Consider the following 17582-nt stretch of genomic DNA (forward strand, 5'->3'; position numbering starts at 1 on the left):
TGAGGACGGGCGGACGACGCCGGTCATGGTCCCTCCGTTGGGAGTCGGCGAAGCGTGGTGGCGGAGCCCGAGCTCCAAAGATTCATCAGTACACGGAAGAATGTGTCAGGCGGAACCACCTGTCAAGGGCCGGAGAGTCAGTTCTCCCGGTAGTCCAGCAAGCCCTTGTGATGGTCGAGAAGGGACGTGAGCAGGGTGACGAGCTGCTCGCGCTGCACCGGGTCCAGTCCGGCCAGCATCGCTTCGTTGACCTGCGTCGCACGCACTGTCGACTCGACGTAGAGCGCCCGGCCCGCCGCGGTCAGCCGCACGACCCGGCGCCGGGCGTCCTCTGGGTCCTTGACCTGGGTGACGAGCCGGCGCGCGACCAGCCTGCGGATCACGTCCGCCGTGGTGGACCGGTCGAGCCGGATCTTCGAGCGCAGCGTCACCTGGGTCAGCGAGCCGTCGTGGGCGAGGGCGTGCAGGACGGCGAACTGAGGCGAGGTGAGACCTCCGGGGAAGTTCTCGGCCCAGATCGCGACATGCACCTGTTGGCAGGTGCGCAGCAGGTGCCCGATCATGCTCGCGAGGTCGAACTCGACGGGCCCGGCGGGCTGCTGCGGCGAGGCCACCAGTCCCCCTCTCGCGGCAAGCGCACCCGGGTCGGCCGACCGCGGGCACCCCGATCGTACAAGTGCCGCAGAGCCGGGGGTCGTGCACCCTCAGGGGTCGGGAACAATCAATCAGTACACTGATGGATCACCCGGCGCGGCGCGGCGCCGACGCCACCTCGGGCGGATCCACCGAGGCGCCCGCGGCGAAGAACGCCGCGTTGGTGTCGACATAGCTCCGCATCTCCTCCGGCAGCATCGCATCCATCGCGATGGCCTCCTGCGGACACGCCGGCTCACACGCGCCACAGTCGATGCAGACCTCGGCATCGATGTAGAGCATCCGCTCCCCCGGCTTGATGCAGTCGACCGGACACTGCTCCAGACAGGAGCGGTCCATCACGTCGATGCAGCCTGCAGTGATCACGTAGGTCATCGGGTCTCCTCGGCGAGAACCGCAGCCGCGCCCAGGCGCGCGAGCTCGGCATGGTTGGTGATCTTCGTTCGGGCGCGGCCCGTGGTGGCGCCGAGGGCGATCTCGGCTGCGTCGATCCGCGTCCAGCCGGACCAGTCGACGACCTCGGGCAGGCGTGAGCGGACCAGATCGGCAGGTCCGTCCGCACCGCCGGTGATGGCCGCGCTGTCGACGTCCGCCCACAGCGCCCGGACCGTCTCGGCCGCACAGGCCTTGTTGGTGCCGATCACTCCGCTCGGCCCACGTTTGAGCCAGCCCGCCACGTACAGCCCGGGGGCCACGCGGCCCGCGTCGTGGTGCACTGCGCCATCGGTCGTGAAGAGACCTGCGGGCGCTGCGGCGCGGTACCCGATCGCCGTGACGACGGCGCCGACCGACAGTTCCTCGATGCGACCCGAGCGGTTGTCCCGCAGTGCGATCGCCTCCACCCCGGCGGCACCCCCGATCTCGGTGGGGGTGCGGTGGAAATGCACGTGCAGACGACGCCCGGCACCGACCGCGCCCGCCTCGGCCCACCGAGTGAACATCGCTACCCGCTGGGCGACCAGTCGATCCTCCGCGGCCCTGGCGCGCTCCGCCGACCCCAGGGTGATCTCCGTCGGGTCGACGAGGACATCGACGTCGAGATGATCGAACTCGAGCAGCTCCGCAGGGCTGAACCGCACGTCGGCGACGCCACGACGGATGACGAGGTGCACGTCCGTGACCGGCCGCGCGTCCAGGACGGCCGCGACCGAGCCTGGCAGGTCCGTGTTCGCGAGACCCGCTCCGCCCTTGAGCAGGATCCGCGAGACGTCGAGCGCGACGTTGCCCGCCCCGACGACGGCCACCGAGGACGAGGCCGTCGACCACCGGACCCCGTCGAGGGGGTGGCCGTTGTACCAGGGGACCATGTCCGCGGCGGTGAAGCTCCCCGGCAGGTCCTCACCGGGGATGCCGAGTCGGCGGGAGTCCCGCGCCCCGGTGGCGAGGACGACGGCGTCGGAGACCGAGCGCAGCTCGTCGAGGGAGAGGTCGCGACCCAGCTCCACGCCGCCGTGGAACCGCACCCGCTCGTCGGCGAGGACCCGGCTCAACGCCGTCGCCACCGTCTTGATCTTGAGATGGTCCGGCGCCACCCCGTAGCGGACGAGTCCGAACGGGGTGTACGAGCGGTCCAGCACGTCGACCTCGACCCCCGGACGGGTCAGGAGCTCGGCGGTCGCGAACACCCCCGAAGGGCCCGCCCCGACGACGGCGACACGCATCAGGATCCCTTGAGGCCGTTGTGCGACTTGAACCCGCCGAGCAGGGTGTCCCCCCACAGGAAGTCCTCGATCGCCTGCTGGTCACGCGCCTTCGTGGCGTCGTAGCGGTCGCGATGGACGATCTCGTCGAGCTCCCGGCGGGTCGTCGGCGTCGGCATGACGGCCGGGTGTCCCACGCCGAACATGTCGTAGATGCGCAGTCCGCGCGGGATCCCCAGCCAGGACTTGATCATCGTGCTCATGTACGGCGAGCTGACGTCGCTGATCCACTGCGAGCCGAGACCCAGCGACGCCACGGCGAGGTGCGCGAAGACGGTCGCCTGCGCCAGGCTCGTCACGAAATGCGACTCCCCCTTCTCCAGCGCGGTTCGCACGGGGTAGGCGTCGATCACCCGCGGGTCACCGAGGACGAGCACGAAGACCGGTGAGTGGCGGAACCCCGTGTAGCCGATGTGGTTGCGGTGCCCCCACACGGCCTCCTGCATTTCGCGCTTGTCGGTCATCTGCCGGGAGTACAGGTCGGCGATGCGCCCCCTGGTCTCCGGGTCGCGTACGACGAGGAACTCCCACGGCTGCGCATTCCCGGCGGACGGGGCCCAGCGCGCGACCTCCAGGATCTTCTCGATCGTCTCGTCGGACACCTCCCGCTTCGGGTCGATCGCGCGCACCGAGCGGCGGTGCCGGGCGAGGGCGAGGAGCTGGTCGTAGGTGGCGGCGTCGGGCGGCGGGGTCCCCGCGTCCTGCCCGGCGGTCTGGTCGGCGGCGGTCGTCATCGCGTCTCCTTCGTCGAGATGTCGCCCCCAGCCTGGACGCACCGACTGAGAGCGTCCAATATATAAACCTTCACCACTGATAACTCCCGACGATCAGAGGCTGGGCATGGAGTTTCGGCACCTGCAGTACTTCGTCGCCGTCGCCGAGGAGTTGCACTTCCGCCGGGCCGCCGAGCGGCTGCACCTGGCTCAGCCCGCGCTGAGCCAGCAGATCGCCCGCCTGGAAGACGAGCTGGGGATGCGTCTGCTCGAGCGGACCAAGCGGCATGTCAGCCTGACGACCGCGGGCGCCGTCCTGCTGGACGAGGCACGCGTGCTCCTCGAGCGGCGCGAGAGGGCGATCGCCGCCACGCGCCGCGCGGCTGCGGGCAGTACCGGTCGGCTCGCCGTCGGGTTCGTCGGTCCCGCGACCTACAGCGTCCTTCCCGGGCTGATCGAGGCGTTCCGTCGGGGGCACCCTGCCGTCGATCTGAGCCTGCACGAGCACACGACGGCCGAGCAGCTCGAGCTGTTGGCAGCCCGCGAGCTCGACGCGGGTCTCGTCCGACTGCCGACCGCCACCGAGGGCCTTCGGCTCGTCGAGGTGCTGTCCGAGCCGATCTGCCTGGCGCTGCCGGAGACGCATCCGCTCGCGGGGCCTCCGGACACCCCGGTCGATGTGGCGGCACTGGCCGACGAGGGGTTCATCGTGGTCCCGCGTTCACGGGAGGCGCTGGTGTTCGACCGCATCGTGGCGCTGTGCCAGCAGGAGGGCTTCAGCCCGCGGGTCGTCCAGGAGGCGCAGCAGGTCCACGCGATCATCGGTCTGGTGGCCACCGGGATGGGAGTGGCCCTGGTGCCCGACTCCATGCGCAAGCTGCACCGCCCCGGCGTCGTGTACCGGTCCCTCCCCCAGGGGCCGCAGGCGCGGATCGGGACCGGCCTCGCCTGGCGCGAGGACGACCGGTCACCGGTCGTCGAGGCCTTCGTGCGCACCGCTCGTCAGGCGGTCGAGGCTCCGCCGCACTAGGGCCGCCCCGCCGTAGAGCGCAGCCGCCCCCACCGCCACCGCCGCCACCAGCGTGAGCGGGTCCGTCGACACCACGAACGGGGTGGCGGCGAGGGCCAGAGCTGGCGGATGGGGATCACCGAGAAGGCGGACCAGCGCGGTGGCCAACGCCACCGCGGTCAGACAGGCGAGCCACCCGAACGGGATCGACACCCGACAGAGGACGGCCCCGCCCGCCGTGGCCGTCACCAGCACCCACCGGAGCGCCGCGAGCCTGACCGACGAGGCGCCCGATCGGACGAACTCGAGGCAGGAGACGAGCAGGGGGGCGGCGAACGCCGCAACGGGCAGCCGCGCCACGGCGGCCAGTGCCAGCCAGACCGTGACGGCGCCGCCGTGGACGGCCGCCGCGCGCACCTTCCAGCGCGGCGCGTCACCGGGGGTGGCGAGTACGGCCATCAGCGACGCGGCCCCCAGCACCACCACGGGGTACCACCAGCTCCGGATGTCCGCGAGGACCGGCAGCACCGGAGCCGACAGGAAGGGTCCGACGGGACATCGGGCGAGCTGCAGGAGGACGAGCCCGAGCAGCGCGGCGACCAGAGCCGCCCCGGGAACGGACAGCGCGGGCACCAGCGGCGAGACGGCCAGACCGAGCACCGACCCGAGCACCGGCGCCGCCACGATGCGGGCACGGGGTGTCGACCAGTCCGGACGGCGGAGGACCGCCAGCCCGAACACCGCCGACACGACCCACGGCACGACGGAGGGGACAGCCGCGAGATCGCGCAGGCCGACCATGCCCGCTCCCAGCAGGGCAGGCAGCGCCGGAAGACCGACGGGTTTCCGCGGCCCCCGACGCGACACGGGCGACGACGGCGGCCCAGCCACCGACGTCAGAGCTGACGGGTACCCGTCGGAGAGGGTCCGACCGCCGGGTCCTTCGCCACCGTCACCGAGAGCGTTCCGATCGTCGACAGCGTCAGGACGATCTCGTCCCCCGCCGAGAGCGGCCCCACGCCGGCAGGCGTCCCGGTCGCGATGACGTCCCCGACCTCGAGGGTCATCACCGTCGAGATGTAGGACACCAACTTCGCGACCCCCCAGATCAGGTTGCGCGTGTTGGTCTTCTGCCGGTGCTCACCGCCGACCGAGCAGTCGAGATCGATGTCGTCGGCAGGCCCCGCCTCGTCGCTGGTGACGAGCCACGGACCCAGCGGGGTGAAGGTGTCGAACGACTTGCGGGTCGAGCGGTCCTCCTTGCCGCGCATCGTGATGTCGAGGCAGCCGGTGTAGCCGGCCACGTACGACAGCGCCTCGGCCTCGGAGACGTTGCGTGCACGCCGCCCGATCACCGCCGCGAGCTCGCCCTCCTGATCCACTCGGCGGTCCGAGTAGGGCAGCTCGACGATGCCCCGGTGCGGGATGATCGAGGAGGGTGCCTTCAGGAAGACGGCGAGGTCGCTGACGTCCACCGTCAGCTCCATCTCGGTGCGGTGGTCGCGGTAGTTGACCGGCGCGGCCACGACCTTCGTCGGGTCCGGAACCGGCGCCTGCAGCCGAACGTCGGCCAGGGCCACCGAGGGCCCGTCGGCTGGGAGGGCTTCACGGACATCCTCCCAGCGGGCCAGCAGCCGGCGCATCGGGCCGGCGGCGTCGGGTCGCTCGTACCCGCCGACGAGCTCGCCCAAGTCCACGATCCGGTCGTCGCGTACGTACCCGACCTTGTCGATCCCGGATCCGTCGTCGTAGGTCACCAGTCGCATCAAGACACCTGCCTCATCGGGCGGACCACCAGCGGCTCCGCTTCGTCAGTGTGCTGACGATAGGAATGTGTGCGCCGAGTCGTCAAGGCCGGGGATCTGCCAGGAGAACTGTTGACAGGACTTCGCGCAGAGTGCACATTCATCCGTGTGCTGATGAAATTCCAGCGACGGAAGGGGCAGCACTGATGTCGCCATCCTCGTCCACCCCGTTCCTCGTCACCGGCGGCGGTATCGGCGGCCTGGCCGCTGCCCTCGCTCTCGCCCGCGCGGGGCACGCGGTCCGCCTCCTGGAGCGAGCGCCGGAGTTCGCCGAGGTCGGCGCCGGCCTCCAGGTCGGCCCCAACGCCTCCCGTGTCCTGGACCGTCTGGGGGTGCTCGATGCGGTCACCGCGACCGCCTTCTTCCCCACGAGGCTCACCCTGCGCGATGCCCTCTCCGGGCAGCGACTCGCCTCGCTGGACACCGGGGACTCCTTCCGCGAGCGCTTCGGTTACCGCTACTTCGTGGCACATCGAGCAGACCTGCACCGGGCCCTGCTGGTCGCGTGCGAGGAGAGCGGTCTGGTGGAGCTGATCCCCGGCAAGGAGGTCGCGGAGATCGCCGAGGACCACGCCGGGACACGGGTGCGTTGTGCGGACGGGTCGGAGTTCACCGCGGACGCGCTCGTCGCCGCCGATGGTCTGTACTCACCGGCGCGCCGCCTGCTCATCGACGACGGGGACCCGGTCGACTCCGGCTACGTCGCCTATCGCGGCACCGTCCCGATCGAGGCGCTGACCCCGCAGGGCGGGCTCCGCGAACCTGACGGCATGGTGATCTGGGTCGGCCCCAGCTTGCACCTGGTCCAGTACCCGGTGCGCAATGGACGGCTCTGCAACCAGGTGGCCACGATCGACACGCGCCGGTACACCGCTCATGCGGGGGATCTGGACGCGCAGCTGCATGCCGCCTTCGCCGACACCTGCCCGGACGTGCAGGCGGGCATCGCGCTCCTGGACACCTCCCGCCGCTGGCCGATGCTCGACCGCTCCCCCGCCCTCGGCTGGAGTCGGGGATCGATCACACTCGTCGGCGACGCGGCCCACCCGATGCTGCAGTACCTCGCCCAGGGTGCGTGCCAGGCCATCGAGGACGGGGCCGCGCTGGCGGACGCGGTCGACGAGCACCCCGGCGACACCGAGGCCGCCTTCAAGGCTTACGAGACCGTTCGCGCGCCCCGCACCTCGCGCGTGCAGACCACGGCCCGCAAGTGGGGCGAGGTCCTCCACGTCGACGGGATCGGGCGGGACCTTCGCGCGGCCCTGCTCGCCGCGCGCACCACGACCGACTACGACGTCGTCGACTGGCTCTACGGCCACAACGCCGGCACCGCAGCCTGAGGAGGAACGACATGACCCTCACCCCGGACATCCGGACCGAGACCGCCTACGACGAGATGGAGGCTCTGAGCGTCGGGGCGCTCTGGCGGCACCTGGACAATCTCTTCCCCGGGGAACCGCCCGCTCGGGCGGTGCCCTTCCACTGGAGCTACCGGGCGCTGCGGCCCTACATGATGCACTTCGCGGACGCACTGTCCATCGAGGACGCCCAGCGTCGGGTGCTGATGCTGGTCAACCCCGGAATGCGCGACACCTCCGCGACGGTCACCGGCCTCTACGCCGGGATTCAGATCATCCTTCCGGGCGAGCAGGCGCAGGCGCACCGCCACTCGGCGAACGCCTTTCGCTACATCATCGAGGGCTCCGGCGCCTACACGACCGTCTCCGGCGAGCGGGTCCACATGAACCCGGGCGACCTGCTCCTCACCCCCGGCTGGCACTGGCATGACCACTACCACGAGGGCGAGGGCCCGATGACGTGGCTCGACGGACTGGACTTCCCCCTCGTCAACTCGCTCGACACCGCGTTCTTCGAGCTCTACTCGGACGCGGCCCAGAAGGCGTCGGTGCCGGACGACCTGTCGTCGCTGCAGTTCATCCACGGCCGGCTGAACCCCACGTGGATCGGCGAGCGGACGGACGCCTCGCCCATCGGGAACTACCCCTGGGCGGAGACCGAGCGGGCCTTCTCCGCCATCGCCGAGCACGCCTCCGGCAGCGAGGTCGACGGAATCTCGCTGGAGTACACCAACCCGTGGACCGGGGGGCCGGTCATGCCGACGATGTCGTGTCGGGTGCAGCGCCTGGTCCCCGGGTTCCACGGTGTCCCCCGCAGGCACACCGCGGCGACGATTCTGCACGTCGTCCGCGGCGAGGGACGAACGGTCGTCAACGACCAGGAGTTCGCCTGGGGGGAGAAGGACGTCCTCGTCGTCCCCTCGTGGGCGAGCTACCGCCACGTCAACGACTCGATGACCGACGACGCCGTGCTGTTCGCCTATTCCAACGAGCCGGTCGTCAAGGCCCTCGGGCTCTACCGCGACGAGCTCGTCTGAGCCTCTCACGCCTCTCGACCGAAGGGAGCTTCGATGACGAAGCCCGCAGGCCCTCCCGGCCCGCTCGACGACCGTGACCGCCCCTCCTTCCCACTCGACGCCTGGTATGCGGCGGCCTGGGATCATGCGGTGGGACGAGACCTCCACCCGGTTCGGGTCGCAGACCTGCCCGTCGTGCTCTACCGAAAGCTCGACGGCACCGCCGTCGCACTGGCCGACTCGTGCTGGCACCGACTGGTCCCGCTGTCGTCCGGGCGGCTCGAGGGCGACGACGTGGCCTGCGGATACCACGGGATCCGCTACGACGGCGATGGACGGGCGACCTTCATGCCCGCCCAACAGACCATCAACCCGAGCGCCTGTGTCCGCTCCTACCCGGTGGTCGAGCGGTACAGGTTCGTGTGGATCTGGCCCGGCGACCCCGCCCGCGCCGACCCCGACCTCATCCCGGACATGCACTGGAACGACGACCCGGAGTGGGCCGGAGACGGGCAGACCATCCGCTTCGCCGCCGACTATCGGCTCATCGTGGACAACCTCATGGACCTGACCCACGAGGCCTTCGTCCATGCGAGCACCCTGTCGCAGAACGAGATCAACACCGAGCGCCTCGACGTGCGCCACGAGGGCGGCATCGTGACCGCCACCAAGTGGATGCTGGGTGTCACCCCGCCGCCGTTCTGGTCGCGACAGCTCCAGCATGCCTTCCCCGGCTGGTCGGGCCCGGTCGACCGGTGGCAGATCATCCGGTTCGAGGCGCCGTGCACCGTCACCATCGACGTCGGAGTCGCCAAGGCGGGGACCGGCGCGCCGGAGGGCGACCGGTCCCAGGGGGTGGCGAACCGCATCCTCAACACGATGACGCCCGCGACGCGCGACACCACCCACTACTTCTGGGCGATCGCCCGCGACTACCACCTCCGGGACCAGGGCATCACGACCCGGCTCAGGGAGGGCGTCGCCAAGGTCTTCACAGAGGACCAGGCGATGATCACCGCCCAGCAGCGGGCGCTCGACGCCAACCCGGGCCACGAGTTCTACAACCTCAACATCGACGCCGGGAGCATGTGGGCCCGCCGGGCCATCGACGCGATGATCGACGCAGAGACACAGCGAGTCGGCGTCGCCCGCGCCTGGACCGGAGCCGGACGATGACCTGGACGACGGCGACGGTTCGCGAGGCCACCGCGCCCGCCGACGGGATCCGCCGCCTCCGTCTCGACTACGGTCGACCGCTGCGTGCGGAGCCCGGTGCGCACGTCGAGGTCCAGGTGCAGGTGGAGGGCCGCAGCGAGGTGCGCTCCTACTCCGTCGTCCACCACGAGGCCGAGCACGGCGTGCTCGACCTCGGCATCAAGTTGGCCGCCGACGGCCGCGGCGGATCTCGCTACATGCACGGACTGGCGGTCGGCGACCGGCTGCGGGTCTCCGACCCGGTGCAGGACTTCCCACTGACCAGGCGACGGGCCGGATACGTGCTCGTCGCGGGCGGCATCGGAATCACCCCGATCCTGCCGATGGTGCGCGCACTCGCGGCCGACGGGGCGCCGGTCCGGCTCGTCTACGCAGGTCGCAGCCGCTCGAGCATGGCGTTCCTCGACGAGCTCGAGGAACTTCCGGAGATCGAGGTGGATCTGCGGGTCGAGGAGGAGGGTACCCTGGTCGACGCCGCCGAGCTGGTGGCGAGCATCCCCGCCGACCACGAGCTGTACGTCTGTGGCCCGATCGGTCTGCTCGACGCCCTGCGCACCGCCTGGGTGGCCGCGGGGCGGCCGCCCGGAGGCCTGCGGTTCGAGACCTTCGGCAGCAGCGGTCGGCTCCCCGTCGAGGAGTTCGTGGTCGAGGTGCCCCGACTCGCGCTGCGGACGACCGTCCCCGCCCATCGGTCACTGCTCGACGCGCTGGAGTCGGCAGGTGCCGAGATGATCTCCGACTGCCGCCGCGGTGAGTGCGGCGTCTGTGAGGTGAGGGTTCTCGCCTGCGAGGGCGTCGTCGACCACCGCGACGTCTTCCTCAGTCCCGCGCAACACGACGAGGGCGGCTACCTCTGCGTCTGCGTCAGCCGGGCCGCCGCTGTGCCCGGAGCAGGCGCTCCTGCTCGGCTCGTGCTCGACCTCCCTTGACATCCCCTGCCGCTGCAAAGGAGCAGTGCCATGGATCTGCTGTCCGACATCCGTGAGTCGCCGATGACCCGCTTCCAGGTCGTCGGGATCGCGGTCGCACTGAGCTTGTTCTTCGTCGACGGCATCGACGTCGCTGTGATGTCCTACGTGGCACCCGCACTGTCTCGTGAGTGGGAGACGGGCCCAGTCCTGCTCGGCTACCTGCTCTCGGCGGGCCTGTTCGGCATGGCGGCGGGATCGTTCCTGCTCACGCCGCTGGCCGACCGGATCGGACGCCGAAGGCTGACCCTGGCCTCGCTGACCGTGGCCACGATCGGCAGCGCCTTGTGCGTCGTCGCCGCCGACGTGCCCCAGCTGGTCGCCTTCCGGGTTCTCACCGGGATCGGCGTCGGCGGGATGATGGCCAACCTCAACGTCCTGGTCTCGGAGTACGCCTCCAACCGGCGGCGAGGCGCGATCATCGGTCTGTACAGCGCCGGCTATCCGATCGGCGCGACCCTCGGCGGGTTGGCCGCCGCCCTGGTCATCCCGACGTTCGGTTGGCACGCCCTGTTCGCGGTCGCGGCACTGTTGAGCGCGGTGTTGTTGCTGGTCTCAGCAGTGCTCCTGCCCGAGTCGCTGGACTACCTGCTCACCCGGCGGCCACGCAACGCCCTGGCCCGGGTCAACGCGATCCTCGTCCGGATGCGCCGTGAGCCGATCATGCAGCTGCCCGACCTGCCCATCATGCAGGGCACGCGCTCACCGTGGCGAGAGGTTCTCACCGGCTCTGTCGGGGTCCGCACCGTGCTCCTGTGGATCGGCTACTCCCTGGTTCTCGCCGCCTACTACTTCGCGACGACCTGGATTCCGAAGATCCTGGCCGGAACCACCGGGAACGACGCACTCGGGGTGCGGGTCGGTCTCGTCTTCAACATCGGTGGCATCGCGGGGTGTCTCTTGTTCGGGGCGCTGGCGCTGCGGTTCCGGAGTCTGCCGATCCTCGTCGGCGCCCTCACACTGGCCGCGGTGGCTTTCGCGGCGTTCGGGGCCACTCTCGGCGCCCCCGGCGTCGCGGCGACGGTCGCCGTCGTCATGGGAACGGTCACGGCCTGTGCGGTCTCGGGGTTCTACGCGATCTCCCCCGGTCTCTACTCGCCGCGTGCGCGTAGCACCGGTATGGGGCTGGCCATCGGCGTGGGGCGGGTCGCCTCCATCTTGGCGCCTGTCGTCGTCGGCTACCTGCTCAACGGTGGTCTGACTCCCCGCGATCTGTTTCTGGTCTTCGCCGCGCCGTTGGTGGCGGCGGTCCTCGCCACCGTCGCGCTCGGTGTGTCGCAGCGTCGCCACCCGGCGGCCACCCTGATGGACGACACCGCAGGTGAGCGGAGGCGTGCACCGGATCCGCGGACTCCCGCCACGGACGGGGCGGCCTAGCATCGTCGGGGTGTCCGGGACGTCGTCTCGCCTGCTGCAGGTGCTCGCTCTGCTGGGATCCCGCCCGTCCTGGTCGGCTGCCGAGCTGGCGGGCCGGATGAAGGTCACCCCACGAACGGTGCGACGCGACATCGCTCGGCTCCGCGAGATCGGGTACTCCGTGGAGTCCGATCCCGGCCGCTTCGGCGGATATCGCCTCGCCGGGGAGGGCCGAGTGCTCCCGCTCGTCCTCGACGACGACGAGGTCTTCGCCGTCGCGGTCGCGCTGCGCGAGGCCGCCCAGACTCGGGTCCTCGGCGACGACCAGGCCGCGCTGTCGGCGCTGTTGAAGCTGCGTCGGATGTTGCCTGCGCGGATGGCCACGCTGCTCGGTGCCATGGACGAGACCGTCGAGCAGACGGCCCGTGGTGGCGGTCAGCCGTTGTCGGCCGGGCTGCTGGCTGAGTTGGCCAACGCCTGTCGGCGCAGCGAGCGGGTGCGCCTGACCTATCGAGACATGGGGGGCCGGGAGACTGAGCGCAGAGTGGATCCGCACCGGCTGGTGTTCACCGGGCACCGCTGGTACTTCGTGGCCTACGACGTCGACCGGGAGGCGTGGCGGACCTTCCGGGCCGACAGGGTGCTGGCCGCCGCACCCACCGGGCGCATCGTCGAGTTGGCGGACCCGCCCGAGGCGGCGCGGTTGGTGGCGAAGGTCCTCACCAGCGATTACCCGCTCTACGCCACCGTCCGCCTGCCGCTGCCCCTCGACGAGGCCCGACGACGGATCCCCCCGACCTCGGGTACGCATCGGCCCGACGGCCCGGACGCCACCGTCGTCCAGCTCGGCGGGCGGGACGTCGCCTCGCTCGCCGAGCTCCTGCTCGGCCTCGGCGTCCCGGTCCGTGTCCTGTCCCCCGACACCGTGCGCGAGGCGGTACGCGTGCGAGCCGCCGCCCTCGCGGAACAGAACGCGCCCCCTAGAGATCGGTGATCGTCGTGTCACCGATGGCGAGCGCCAGCTCCGGCCCGAAGGCCGACGCCGGGGTCTGGAATCCGGCGGGAGCCCCGCCTGTCAGGACGCGGCGGGCGATCTCGACGCCGGAGGCCGGGGTGAAGCTGTACCCGCCGGGGGTGTCGATCAGTGATCGGGCGATGGCCCCGTCGCGGCCGACGACCTCCGCGAACGCCTGGTAGCGGGTCGCCGCCCGCTCCTCGGCGGTCGGGCCGGGACCGTCGGAAGCCTCCGGGAAGTCCGCGGACAGGTACACCCGGATGTCGCCCAGGCCGGTCGAGCGGTGGGCTGTGATCAGGTCGCCCATCGCGGCCGGTGCGCACTCCTGCGGACCGGCACCGAAGTCGACGGTCAGCGGCGCGGCGTGACCCTCGACGATCCGGCCGCCGGCGCGCACGAGGGCACCGAGGTCGCCGATCCCCGCGGCGCTGGCCAGCGAGCCGCGCGAGAACCCGCCGGTCACCCGCAGCGCGAGGGTCAGCCGCTCGGGCTCCGCGACCCGTCGCACCGTGTGCAGCGCGAGGCAGTCGCTCGGCACGACGTCCCATCCCGCGCCGGACAGGACCATCACCCCCGCCGCAGACGCCTTCTCGTGCAGCGACTCCGCCAGCGCGAACGTCGGGTACTCCGCGGTGGTGTCGAGATAGTGCACGCCCGTGTCGATGCAGGCCTGCATCATCGGCTCCGCGGTCACCGCGAACGGACCGGCGACGTGCAGCACGCAGGTCACGTCCTCGATTCCCGCCCGCACCGCACCCGGATCGTCGAGGGGGAAGGTCCGCGCCCGCAGACCCCACTGCGCTCCCACGGCCGAGGTCCGTTCCGGGTCCCGACCCCCGACCACGACGTCCAGCCCGGACCGGGCCGCCTGCTCGACCGCGAGCCGCCCGGTGTACCCGGTGGCCCCGTAGATCATCACTGTGCTCACGGCTCGACGCTAGGAACAGACCCGGACAGCCACGGTCCGCATACCCGACCGGGTGCTGTGAGGTGGTCGACACCCACCGCCGGACCAACCCGGTCCGGAACTGTCCGCATAGCGTCCTACCGTCGCTCCCATGGACGATGGATCGACGGTCGAGCAGGCGGGGCTCCGCGACGCGCGGACCCGGGCCCGTGAGGTGCGTGAGCTCTACGAGCAGCTCGAGCAGCGCTTGCTGGGGCGCACCTGGACCCTGCCCGAGCTCGCGGTGGGATTCACCAACGACGCCGCCTACGTCGGCCGCCTCGCGCTGGCCGCCGAGCGCACCTGGGACATCGACGGCGACACCGACGCCGAGCTGCGCCACAAGCTCGCCGAATGCCTCTGGTGGCTGTTCGTGCTCGCCGACCGCCTCGACGTCGACCTCCCCGAGGCCTACCAGGCCACGATGGACCGCATCGGCACCGGCCTCACCCGAGCCGTGCAGGGCCGCTGACGTGCCGACGAACGAACTCGGCGAGTTCCTCAAGGCCCACCGCGCCCGCCTGGACCCCCGCGAGGTCGGCCTCCCCACGCAGCCCAATCGGCGGGTCGCCGGGCTGCGCCGGGAGGAGGTCGCCGTGCTGGCCGGGGTCAGCAGCGACTACTACACCCGGCTCGAACAGGGCCGGGAACGCAACCCGTCCGCCCCAGTCCTCGACGCGCTCGGTCGAGCCATGCGGCTGTCGCTCGACTCCCGCGAGCACCTCTACCGCCTCGCCGGGCTCAACCCCCGCCTCGGCCCCGCCACCGGCGCCGAGCAGGTCCACCCGGCACTGGTCGAACTGCTCGACGCCTTCCCCACCTCCGCGGCCTACGTCCTCGGGCCGACCTTCGACGTCCTCGCCACCAACCGCGTCGCCGCCGCGCTGCTGTCCCCGTTCGAGGGCTGGACCAACATGGTCCGGATACTGCTCGGACATCCGCAGGCCCGGGCCGTGTTCGTCGACTGGGACGAGGTCGTCACCAACACCGTGCACGCGCTGCGCCTGCAGTCCGGCCGCTTCCCCGGTGACCCGCAGATCGACTCCCTGGTCGCCGAGCTCCACGAGACGTCGGCGGACTTCCGCCGCCTCTGGCAGGACCGCACCGTCGGCGGGCTCAGCCGCGCGTTCAAGGTCTTCGTCCACCCCGAGGTCGGTCGCATCGAGCTGACCTACCAGAGCTTCGACGTCCGCGACGCCCCCGCCCAACAGCTGCTCGTCGGCACCCCCGCGCAGGGCAGCCGCAGCGCCGACGCCCTGGCCTACCTCGCCGCCATGCACGCCTGACGCATTCCGGGGTGTCACGCACCCGGGCTCGCCCGGCCTCCCTCGTGCCCGCGAGGGCGGGCACCGTGGACGGGGACGAGCCGACCCTCTGCGAGATTCTCGCGGACCCGAGTCTTGAGAGCCGACATGCCCTTCGCCGACGAAATGATCAACGCCTCGACGGCGCACGCCCTCATCCGGGCCGTCGAGGCGGCGACACCGCGCGTCCGTCCGATGACCGCCCTCCGGGCCGCTGCGGGCACCCTCGAGGCGGACGCGACCCTCGCCCTGCGCACGCGGGCCGATCTGCTCCGCGACGCGCTGCTCACCGACCTGCCCGGTGACTTCGACACGCTGCACGACGCTGTGAGGGCCGCCGCCGCAGGACCGCTCCCCTTCCACGGTTGGCTGATCCGGCCGGTCACCGAGGCCGTCGCGGTCCGCGCCGTGCAGGACGGTCAGCTCGCGGCGTTCGACGCGGCACTCGACGTCCTCGCAGCCCTCACCGGCCGCCTGACCTCGGAGTTCGCCCTCCGCATCCTCCTCAACGCCGATCCCGACCACGCGCTGGGACGCATCCTCGAGTGGACCCGCTCGCCCGAGGCCGACGTCCGGCGGCTCGCGTCCGAGGGAACGAGGCCCTCTCTCCCCTGGGTGAGCAGGGTCAGGGCGCTCCTGACCCGCCCGGAGGCGACCATCCCGATCCTCGACGCCCTCTACCGCGACGACAGCGCCTACGTGCGTCGGTCGGTGGCCAACCACCTCAACGACCTCAGCAGGACCTCCCCGGCTCAGGCCGTCGGTATCGCCGCGAGCCGGCTCGCCGACCCGGCGCCGACCACCGAGCCCCTGGTCCGGCACGGCCTGCGCACGCTCGTCAAGCAGGCCGACCCTGCCGCCCTGGGGCTGCTCGGTCACCCACCCGCGCACGAGGTGCGGATCGACGGCCCACAGCTCGGCTCGACCGAGGTGGCGGAGACGGGGCACCGGCCCGGCGGCCTGCGGCGGTTCCTGGGTGTGGCGCACCCCGGCTCGCCCGGCCTCCCTACCGGCTGCGAAGACGCGCAGTCTTGGTCGTGCAACACCCGCCGTGGTGCTGCATCGACGGACCATCGTTCGCTCCTGGGCGAGTGAGGCCCGCGGGAACGGCTCTCACGGCCACGACGGACAAGGACTCGAAGGAGCCACGATGACCGGCACGGACCTGCAGGCGACCATCTCGGAGTGGGTCGACTCGATCAACACGCACGACACCGAGCAGTACCTCGCGCACTTCACCGACGACGCAGTCCTCGACGACCCGTCGGTGGGCGGGCGGTTCGAGGGCCGGGCGGGAATCGCGGAGTACTACAGGCGCTACTTCATCGAGTACAACACGACCACCCGCGTCGTCAGCATGACGCCGCGGGCGGAGGACGTGCACGTCGTGGTCGACTTCACCGGGGACTTCCCCGGTGGACGGACAGGCGGTGTCTTCGATGTGAAGTTCGCAGGCGAGCTCATCTCGTTCGTCCACGCCGATCTGACCTGAGGAATCGTGATGGGCGCGAGCGCCCATCACGAGCAGAGTGGACGAGACGGCCGAGTTCTCGGCTGCCGGGCTCGCAGGCGGCCGGGTCGCACGCGTAGCAGCGGCGGTGCGGTCAACCAGCGGATGATCTACGCCTACTACGGGAGCACGGTCGCAGCCATCGCGAAGGCACAGCGCGCCGACCTCGGCCTCGCCGTCCGCCGCCTCGTCGCGGTCCGCACCGGCGGTGACGGAGCCCGTCAGATCTGAGTCATGCCGCCGTCGGCCACGAGATCGACGCCGGTGATGAAGCCGGAGTCGCTGGAGGCCAGGAACAGCGCGGCCGCGGCCATCTCCTCGGGGCGGCCCATGCGGCGCAGCGGCACCTGGCTGATGATCCCGTTCAGGAACTCGTCGCTCTCCTCCCGGGTCAGCCCGGACGTGTCGTAGATCGGCGTGTCGATCGGTCCGGGGCTCAACGTGTTGACGCGGATGCCGCGACCACTGAACTCGGCCGCCCAGGTCCGTGCGAAGGAGCGGACCGCCGCCTTGGAGGCGGAGTACGGCCCGAAGCCGGGGATGCCCAGAGAGTGGGCGTTCGAGGCGACGAGCACGATGGCTGCGCCGTCGCTCAGGAGGTCGACCGCCTTCTGCACCGTGAAGAACACCCCGCGCGCGTTGACGGTGAAGACCTTGTCGTAGTGCTCCGGTGACGCTGCGGCACCCTCCGGGGCCAGACCGCCCACGGCGGCATTCGCGACGACGACGTCGACGCGACCCTGCTCGCGCCGCACGACGTCGTAGAGCTCGTCGAGGTCCGCCAGCTTCGCGACGTCACCCTGGACCGGGGTGACGTTGCGCCCGATCTCCTCGGCCGCCTTCTCGAGCTCCGTCGCACGACGCCCGGTGATGAAGACGTAGGCGCCCTGCTCGACGAACTCCTTGGCGATGGCGAGACCGATTCCGCTGGAGCCGCCGGTGACGACCGCGACCTTGCCTTCGAGTTTGCCAGACATGGGTGTGTCTCCCTTCCTTTCGATCCAGATGCGGGG

Annotated in this window: 20 protein-coding genes; 12 read left to right on the forward strand and 8 right to left on the reverse strand. The window is 71.1% G+C overall.

Annotated features, from left to right (window positions below; translation table 11 throughout):
• Positions 1 to 137: 137 nt before the first annotated feature.
• The 4 genes from L3X23_RS11885 to L3X23_RS11900 all read right to left on the reverse strand — a co-directional run bounded on the left by L3X23_RS11885 (position 138) and on the right by L3X23_RS11900 (position 3088).
• Entirely contained in the window at positions 138 to 614 is a 477-nt protein-coding gene (locus L3X23_RS11885) for a MarR family winged helix-turn-helix transcriptional regulator (RefSeq protein WP_237192277.1), read from the reverse strand.
• A gap of 127 nt (positions 615 to 741) precedes the next feature.
• Positions 742 to 1029: a ferredoxin family protein gene (locus L3X23_RS11890; RefSeq protein ID WP_237192278.1), complete on the reverse strand. Its 288-nt coding sequence runs from the start codon at positions 1027 to 1029 to the stop codon at positions 742 to 744.
• Positions 1026 to 2315 (reverse strand): FAD-dependent oxidoreductase, encoded by a 1290-nt coding sequence (locus L3X23_RS11895; RefSeq protein ID WP_237192279.1) that lies wholly within the window; start codon positions 2313 to 2315, stop codon positions 1026 to 1028. The genes L3X23_RS11890 and L3X23_RS11895 overlap by 4 nt, the downstream gene beginning before the upstream one ends.
• Complete coding sequence (locus L3X23_RS11900; protein WP_237192280.1) at positions 2315 to 3088, reverse strand: nitroreductase family protein; 774 nt, start codon at positions 3086 to 3088, stop codon at positions 2315 to 2317. The genes L3X23_RS11895 and L3X23_RS11900 overlap by 1 nt, the downstream gene beginning before the upstream one ends.
• Positions 3089 to 3194: 106 nt before the next feature.
• Between L3X23_RS11900 and L3X23_RS11905 the strand changes: the two genes are divergently transcribed.
• The gene (locus L3X23_RS11905) at positions 3195 to 4097 is read left to right on the forward strand and encodes a LysR family transcriptional regulator (protein ID WP_237192281.1); all 903 of its coding nucleotides are present in this window, start codon (positions 3195 to 3197) and stop codon (positions 4095 to 4097) included.
• Here L3X23_RS11905 and L3X23_RS11910 read toward each other — a convergent pair.
• Both L3X23_RS11910 and L3X23_RS11915 read right to left on the reverse strand, forming a co-directional pair.
• Entirely contained in the window at positions 4035 to 4877 is an 843-nt protein-coding gene (locus L3X23_RS11910; RefSeq protein ID WP_237192282.1) for a hypothetical protein, read from the reverse strand. The two genes, L3X23_RS11905 and L3X23_RS11910, sit on opposite strands and share 63 nt — an antisense overlap.
• Before the next feature lie 95 nt (positions 4878 to 4972).
• Positions 4973 to 5842 carry a fumarylacetoacetate hydrolase family protein gene (locus L3X23_RS11915; protein ID WP_237192283.1) on the reverse strand — a complete coding sequence of 290 codons (870 nt, stop codon included), beginning with the start codon at positions 5840 to 5842 and terminating at the stop codon, positions 4973 to 4975.
• Positions 5843 to 6027: 185 nt separating this feature from the next.
• On the opposite strand from L3X23_RS11915, the gene L3X23_RS11920 reads away from it, so the two are divergent.
• The 6 genes from L3X23_RS11920 to L3X23_RS11945 are packed head-to-tail and all read left to right on the forward strand — an operon-like array spanning position 6028 to position 12788.
• Positions 6028 to 7221 (forward strand): FAD-dependent monooxygenase, encoded by a 1194-nt coding sequence (locus tag L3X23_RS11920; RefSeq protein WP_237192284.1) that lies wholly within the window; start codon positions 6028 to 6030, stop codon positions 7219 to 7221.
• An 11-nt stretch (positions 7222 to 7232) separates the two neighbouring features.
• A complete protein-coding gene (locus L3X23_RS11925; protein ID WP_237192285.1) occupies positions 7233 to 8276 on the forward strand; it encodes a cupin domain-containing protein in 1044 nt (347 codons plus the stop codon).
• A gap of 33 nt (positions 8277 to 8309) precedes the next feature.
• Entirely contained in the window at positions 8310 to 9431 is a 1122-nt protein-coding gene (locus L3X23_RS11930) for an aromatic ring-hydroxylating dioxygenase subunit alpha (RefSeq protein ID WP_237192286.1), read from the forward strand.
• Entirely contained in the window at positions 9428 to 10399 is a 972-nt protein-coding gene (locus L3X23_RS11935; RefSeq protein WP_237192287.1) for a PDR/VanB family oxidoreductase, read from the forward strand. The genes L3X23_RS11930 and L3X23_RS11935 overlap by 4 nt, the downstream gene beginning before the upstream one ends.
• A gap of 30 nt (positions 10400 to 10429) precedes the next feature.
• Positions 10430 to 11815, forward strand: coding sequence for an MFS transporter (locus tag L3X23_RS11940; RefSeq protein ID WP_237192288.1), 1386 nt, complete (start codon positions 10430 to 10432; stop codon positions 11813 to 11815).
• 10 nt (positions 11816 to 11825) lie between these two features.
• Positions 11826 to 12788, forward strand: a complete 963-nt coding sequence (locus tag L3X23_RS11945) for a YafY family protein (RefSeq protein WP_237192289.1) — start codon at positions 11826 to 11828, stop codon at positions 12786 to 12788.
• On the opposite strand, the gene L3X23_RS11950 is transcribed toward L3X23_RS11945, so the two are convergent.
• Positions 12775 to 13737, reverse strand: coding sequence for a trans-acting enoyl reductase family protein (locus L3X23_RS11950; protein WP_237192290.1), 963 nt, complete (start codon positions 13735 to 13737; stop codon positions 12775 to 12777). The two genes, L3X23_RS11945 and L3X23_RS11950, sit on opposite strands and share 14 nt — an antisense overlap.
• A 130-nt stretch (positions 13738 to 13867) precedes the next feature.
• Between L3X23_RS11950 and L3X23_RS11955 the strand changes: the two genes are divergently transcribed.
• From L3X23_RS11955 to L3X23_RS35300, 5 genes are all read left to right on the forward strand, one after another.
• Positions 13868 to 14227, forward strand: a complete 360-nt coding sequence (locus tag L3X23_RS11955) for a hypothetical protein (RefSeq protein WP_237192291.1) — start codon at positions 13868 to 13870, stop codon at positions 14225 to 14227.
• Between the two features lies 1 nt (position 14228).
• Positions 14229 to 15041, forward strand: coding sequence for a helix-turn-helix transcriptional regulator (locus L3X23_RS11960; RefSeq protein WP_237192292.1), 813 nt, complete (start codon positions 14229 to 14231; stop codon positions 15039 to 15041).
• A 126-nt stretch (positions 15042 to 15167) separates the two neighbouring features.
• Positions 15168 to 16154, forward strand: coding sequence for a hypothetical protein (locus L3X23_RS11965; RefSeq protein ID WP_237192293.1), 987 nt, complete (start codon positions 15168 to 15170; stop codon positions 16152 to 16154).
• Between the two features lie 55 nt (positions 16155 to 16209).
• The gene (locus L3X23_RS11970) at positions 16210 to 16551 is read left to right on the forward strand and encodes a nuclear transport factor 2 family protein (RefSeq protein ID WP_237192294.1); all 342 of its coding nucleotides are present in this window, start codon (positions 16210 to 16212) and stop codon (positions 16549 to 16551) included.
• Between the two features lie 123 nt (positions 16552 to 16674).
• Positions 16675 to 16800, forward strand: a complete 126-nt coding sequence (locus L3X23_RS35300) for a hypothetical protein (protein ID WP_255733939.1) — start codon at positions 16675 to 16677, stop codon at positions 16798 to 16800.
• Here L3X23_RS35300 and L3X23_RS11975 read toward each other — a convergent pair.
• Positions 16791 to 17546 (reverse strand): SDR family NAD(P)-dependent oxidoreductase, encoded by a 756-nt coding sequence (locus L3X23_RS11975; RefSeq protein ID WP_237192295.1) that lies wholly within the window; start codon positions 17544 to 17546, stop codon positions 16791 to 16793. The two genes, L3X23_RS35300 and L3X23_RS11975, sit on opposite strands and share 10 nt — an antisense overlap.
• Positions 17547 to 17582 lie beyond the last annotated feature (36 nt).

The organism is Pseudonocardia sp. WMMC193 (assembly GCF_021728735.1).
GTDB lineage: Bacteria > Actinomycetota > Actinomycetes > Mycobacteriales > Pseudonocardiaceae > Pseudonocardia > Pseudonocardia oroxyli.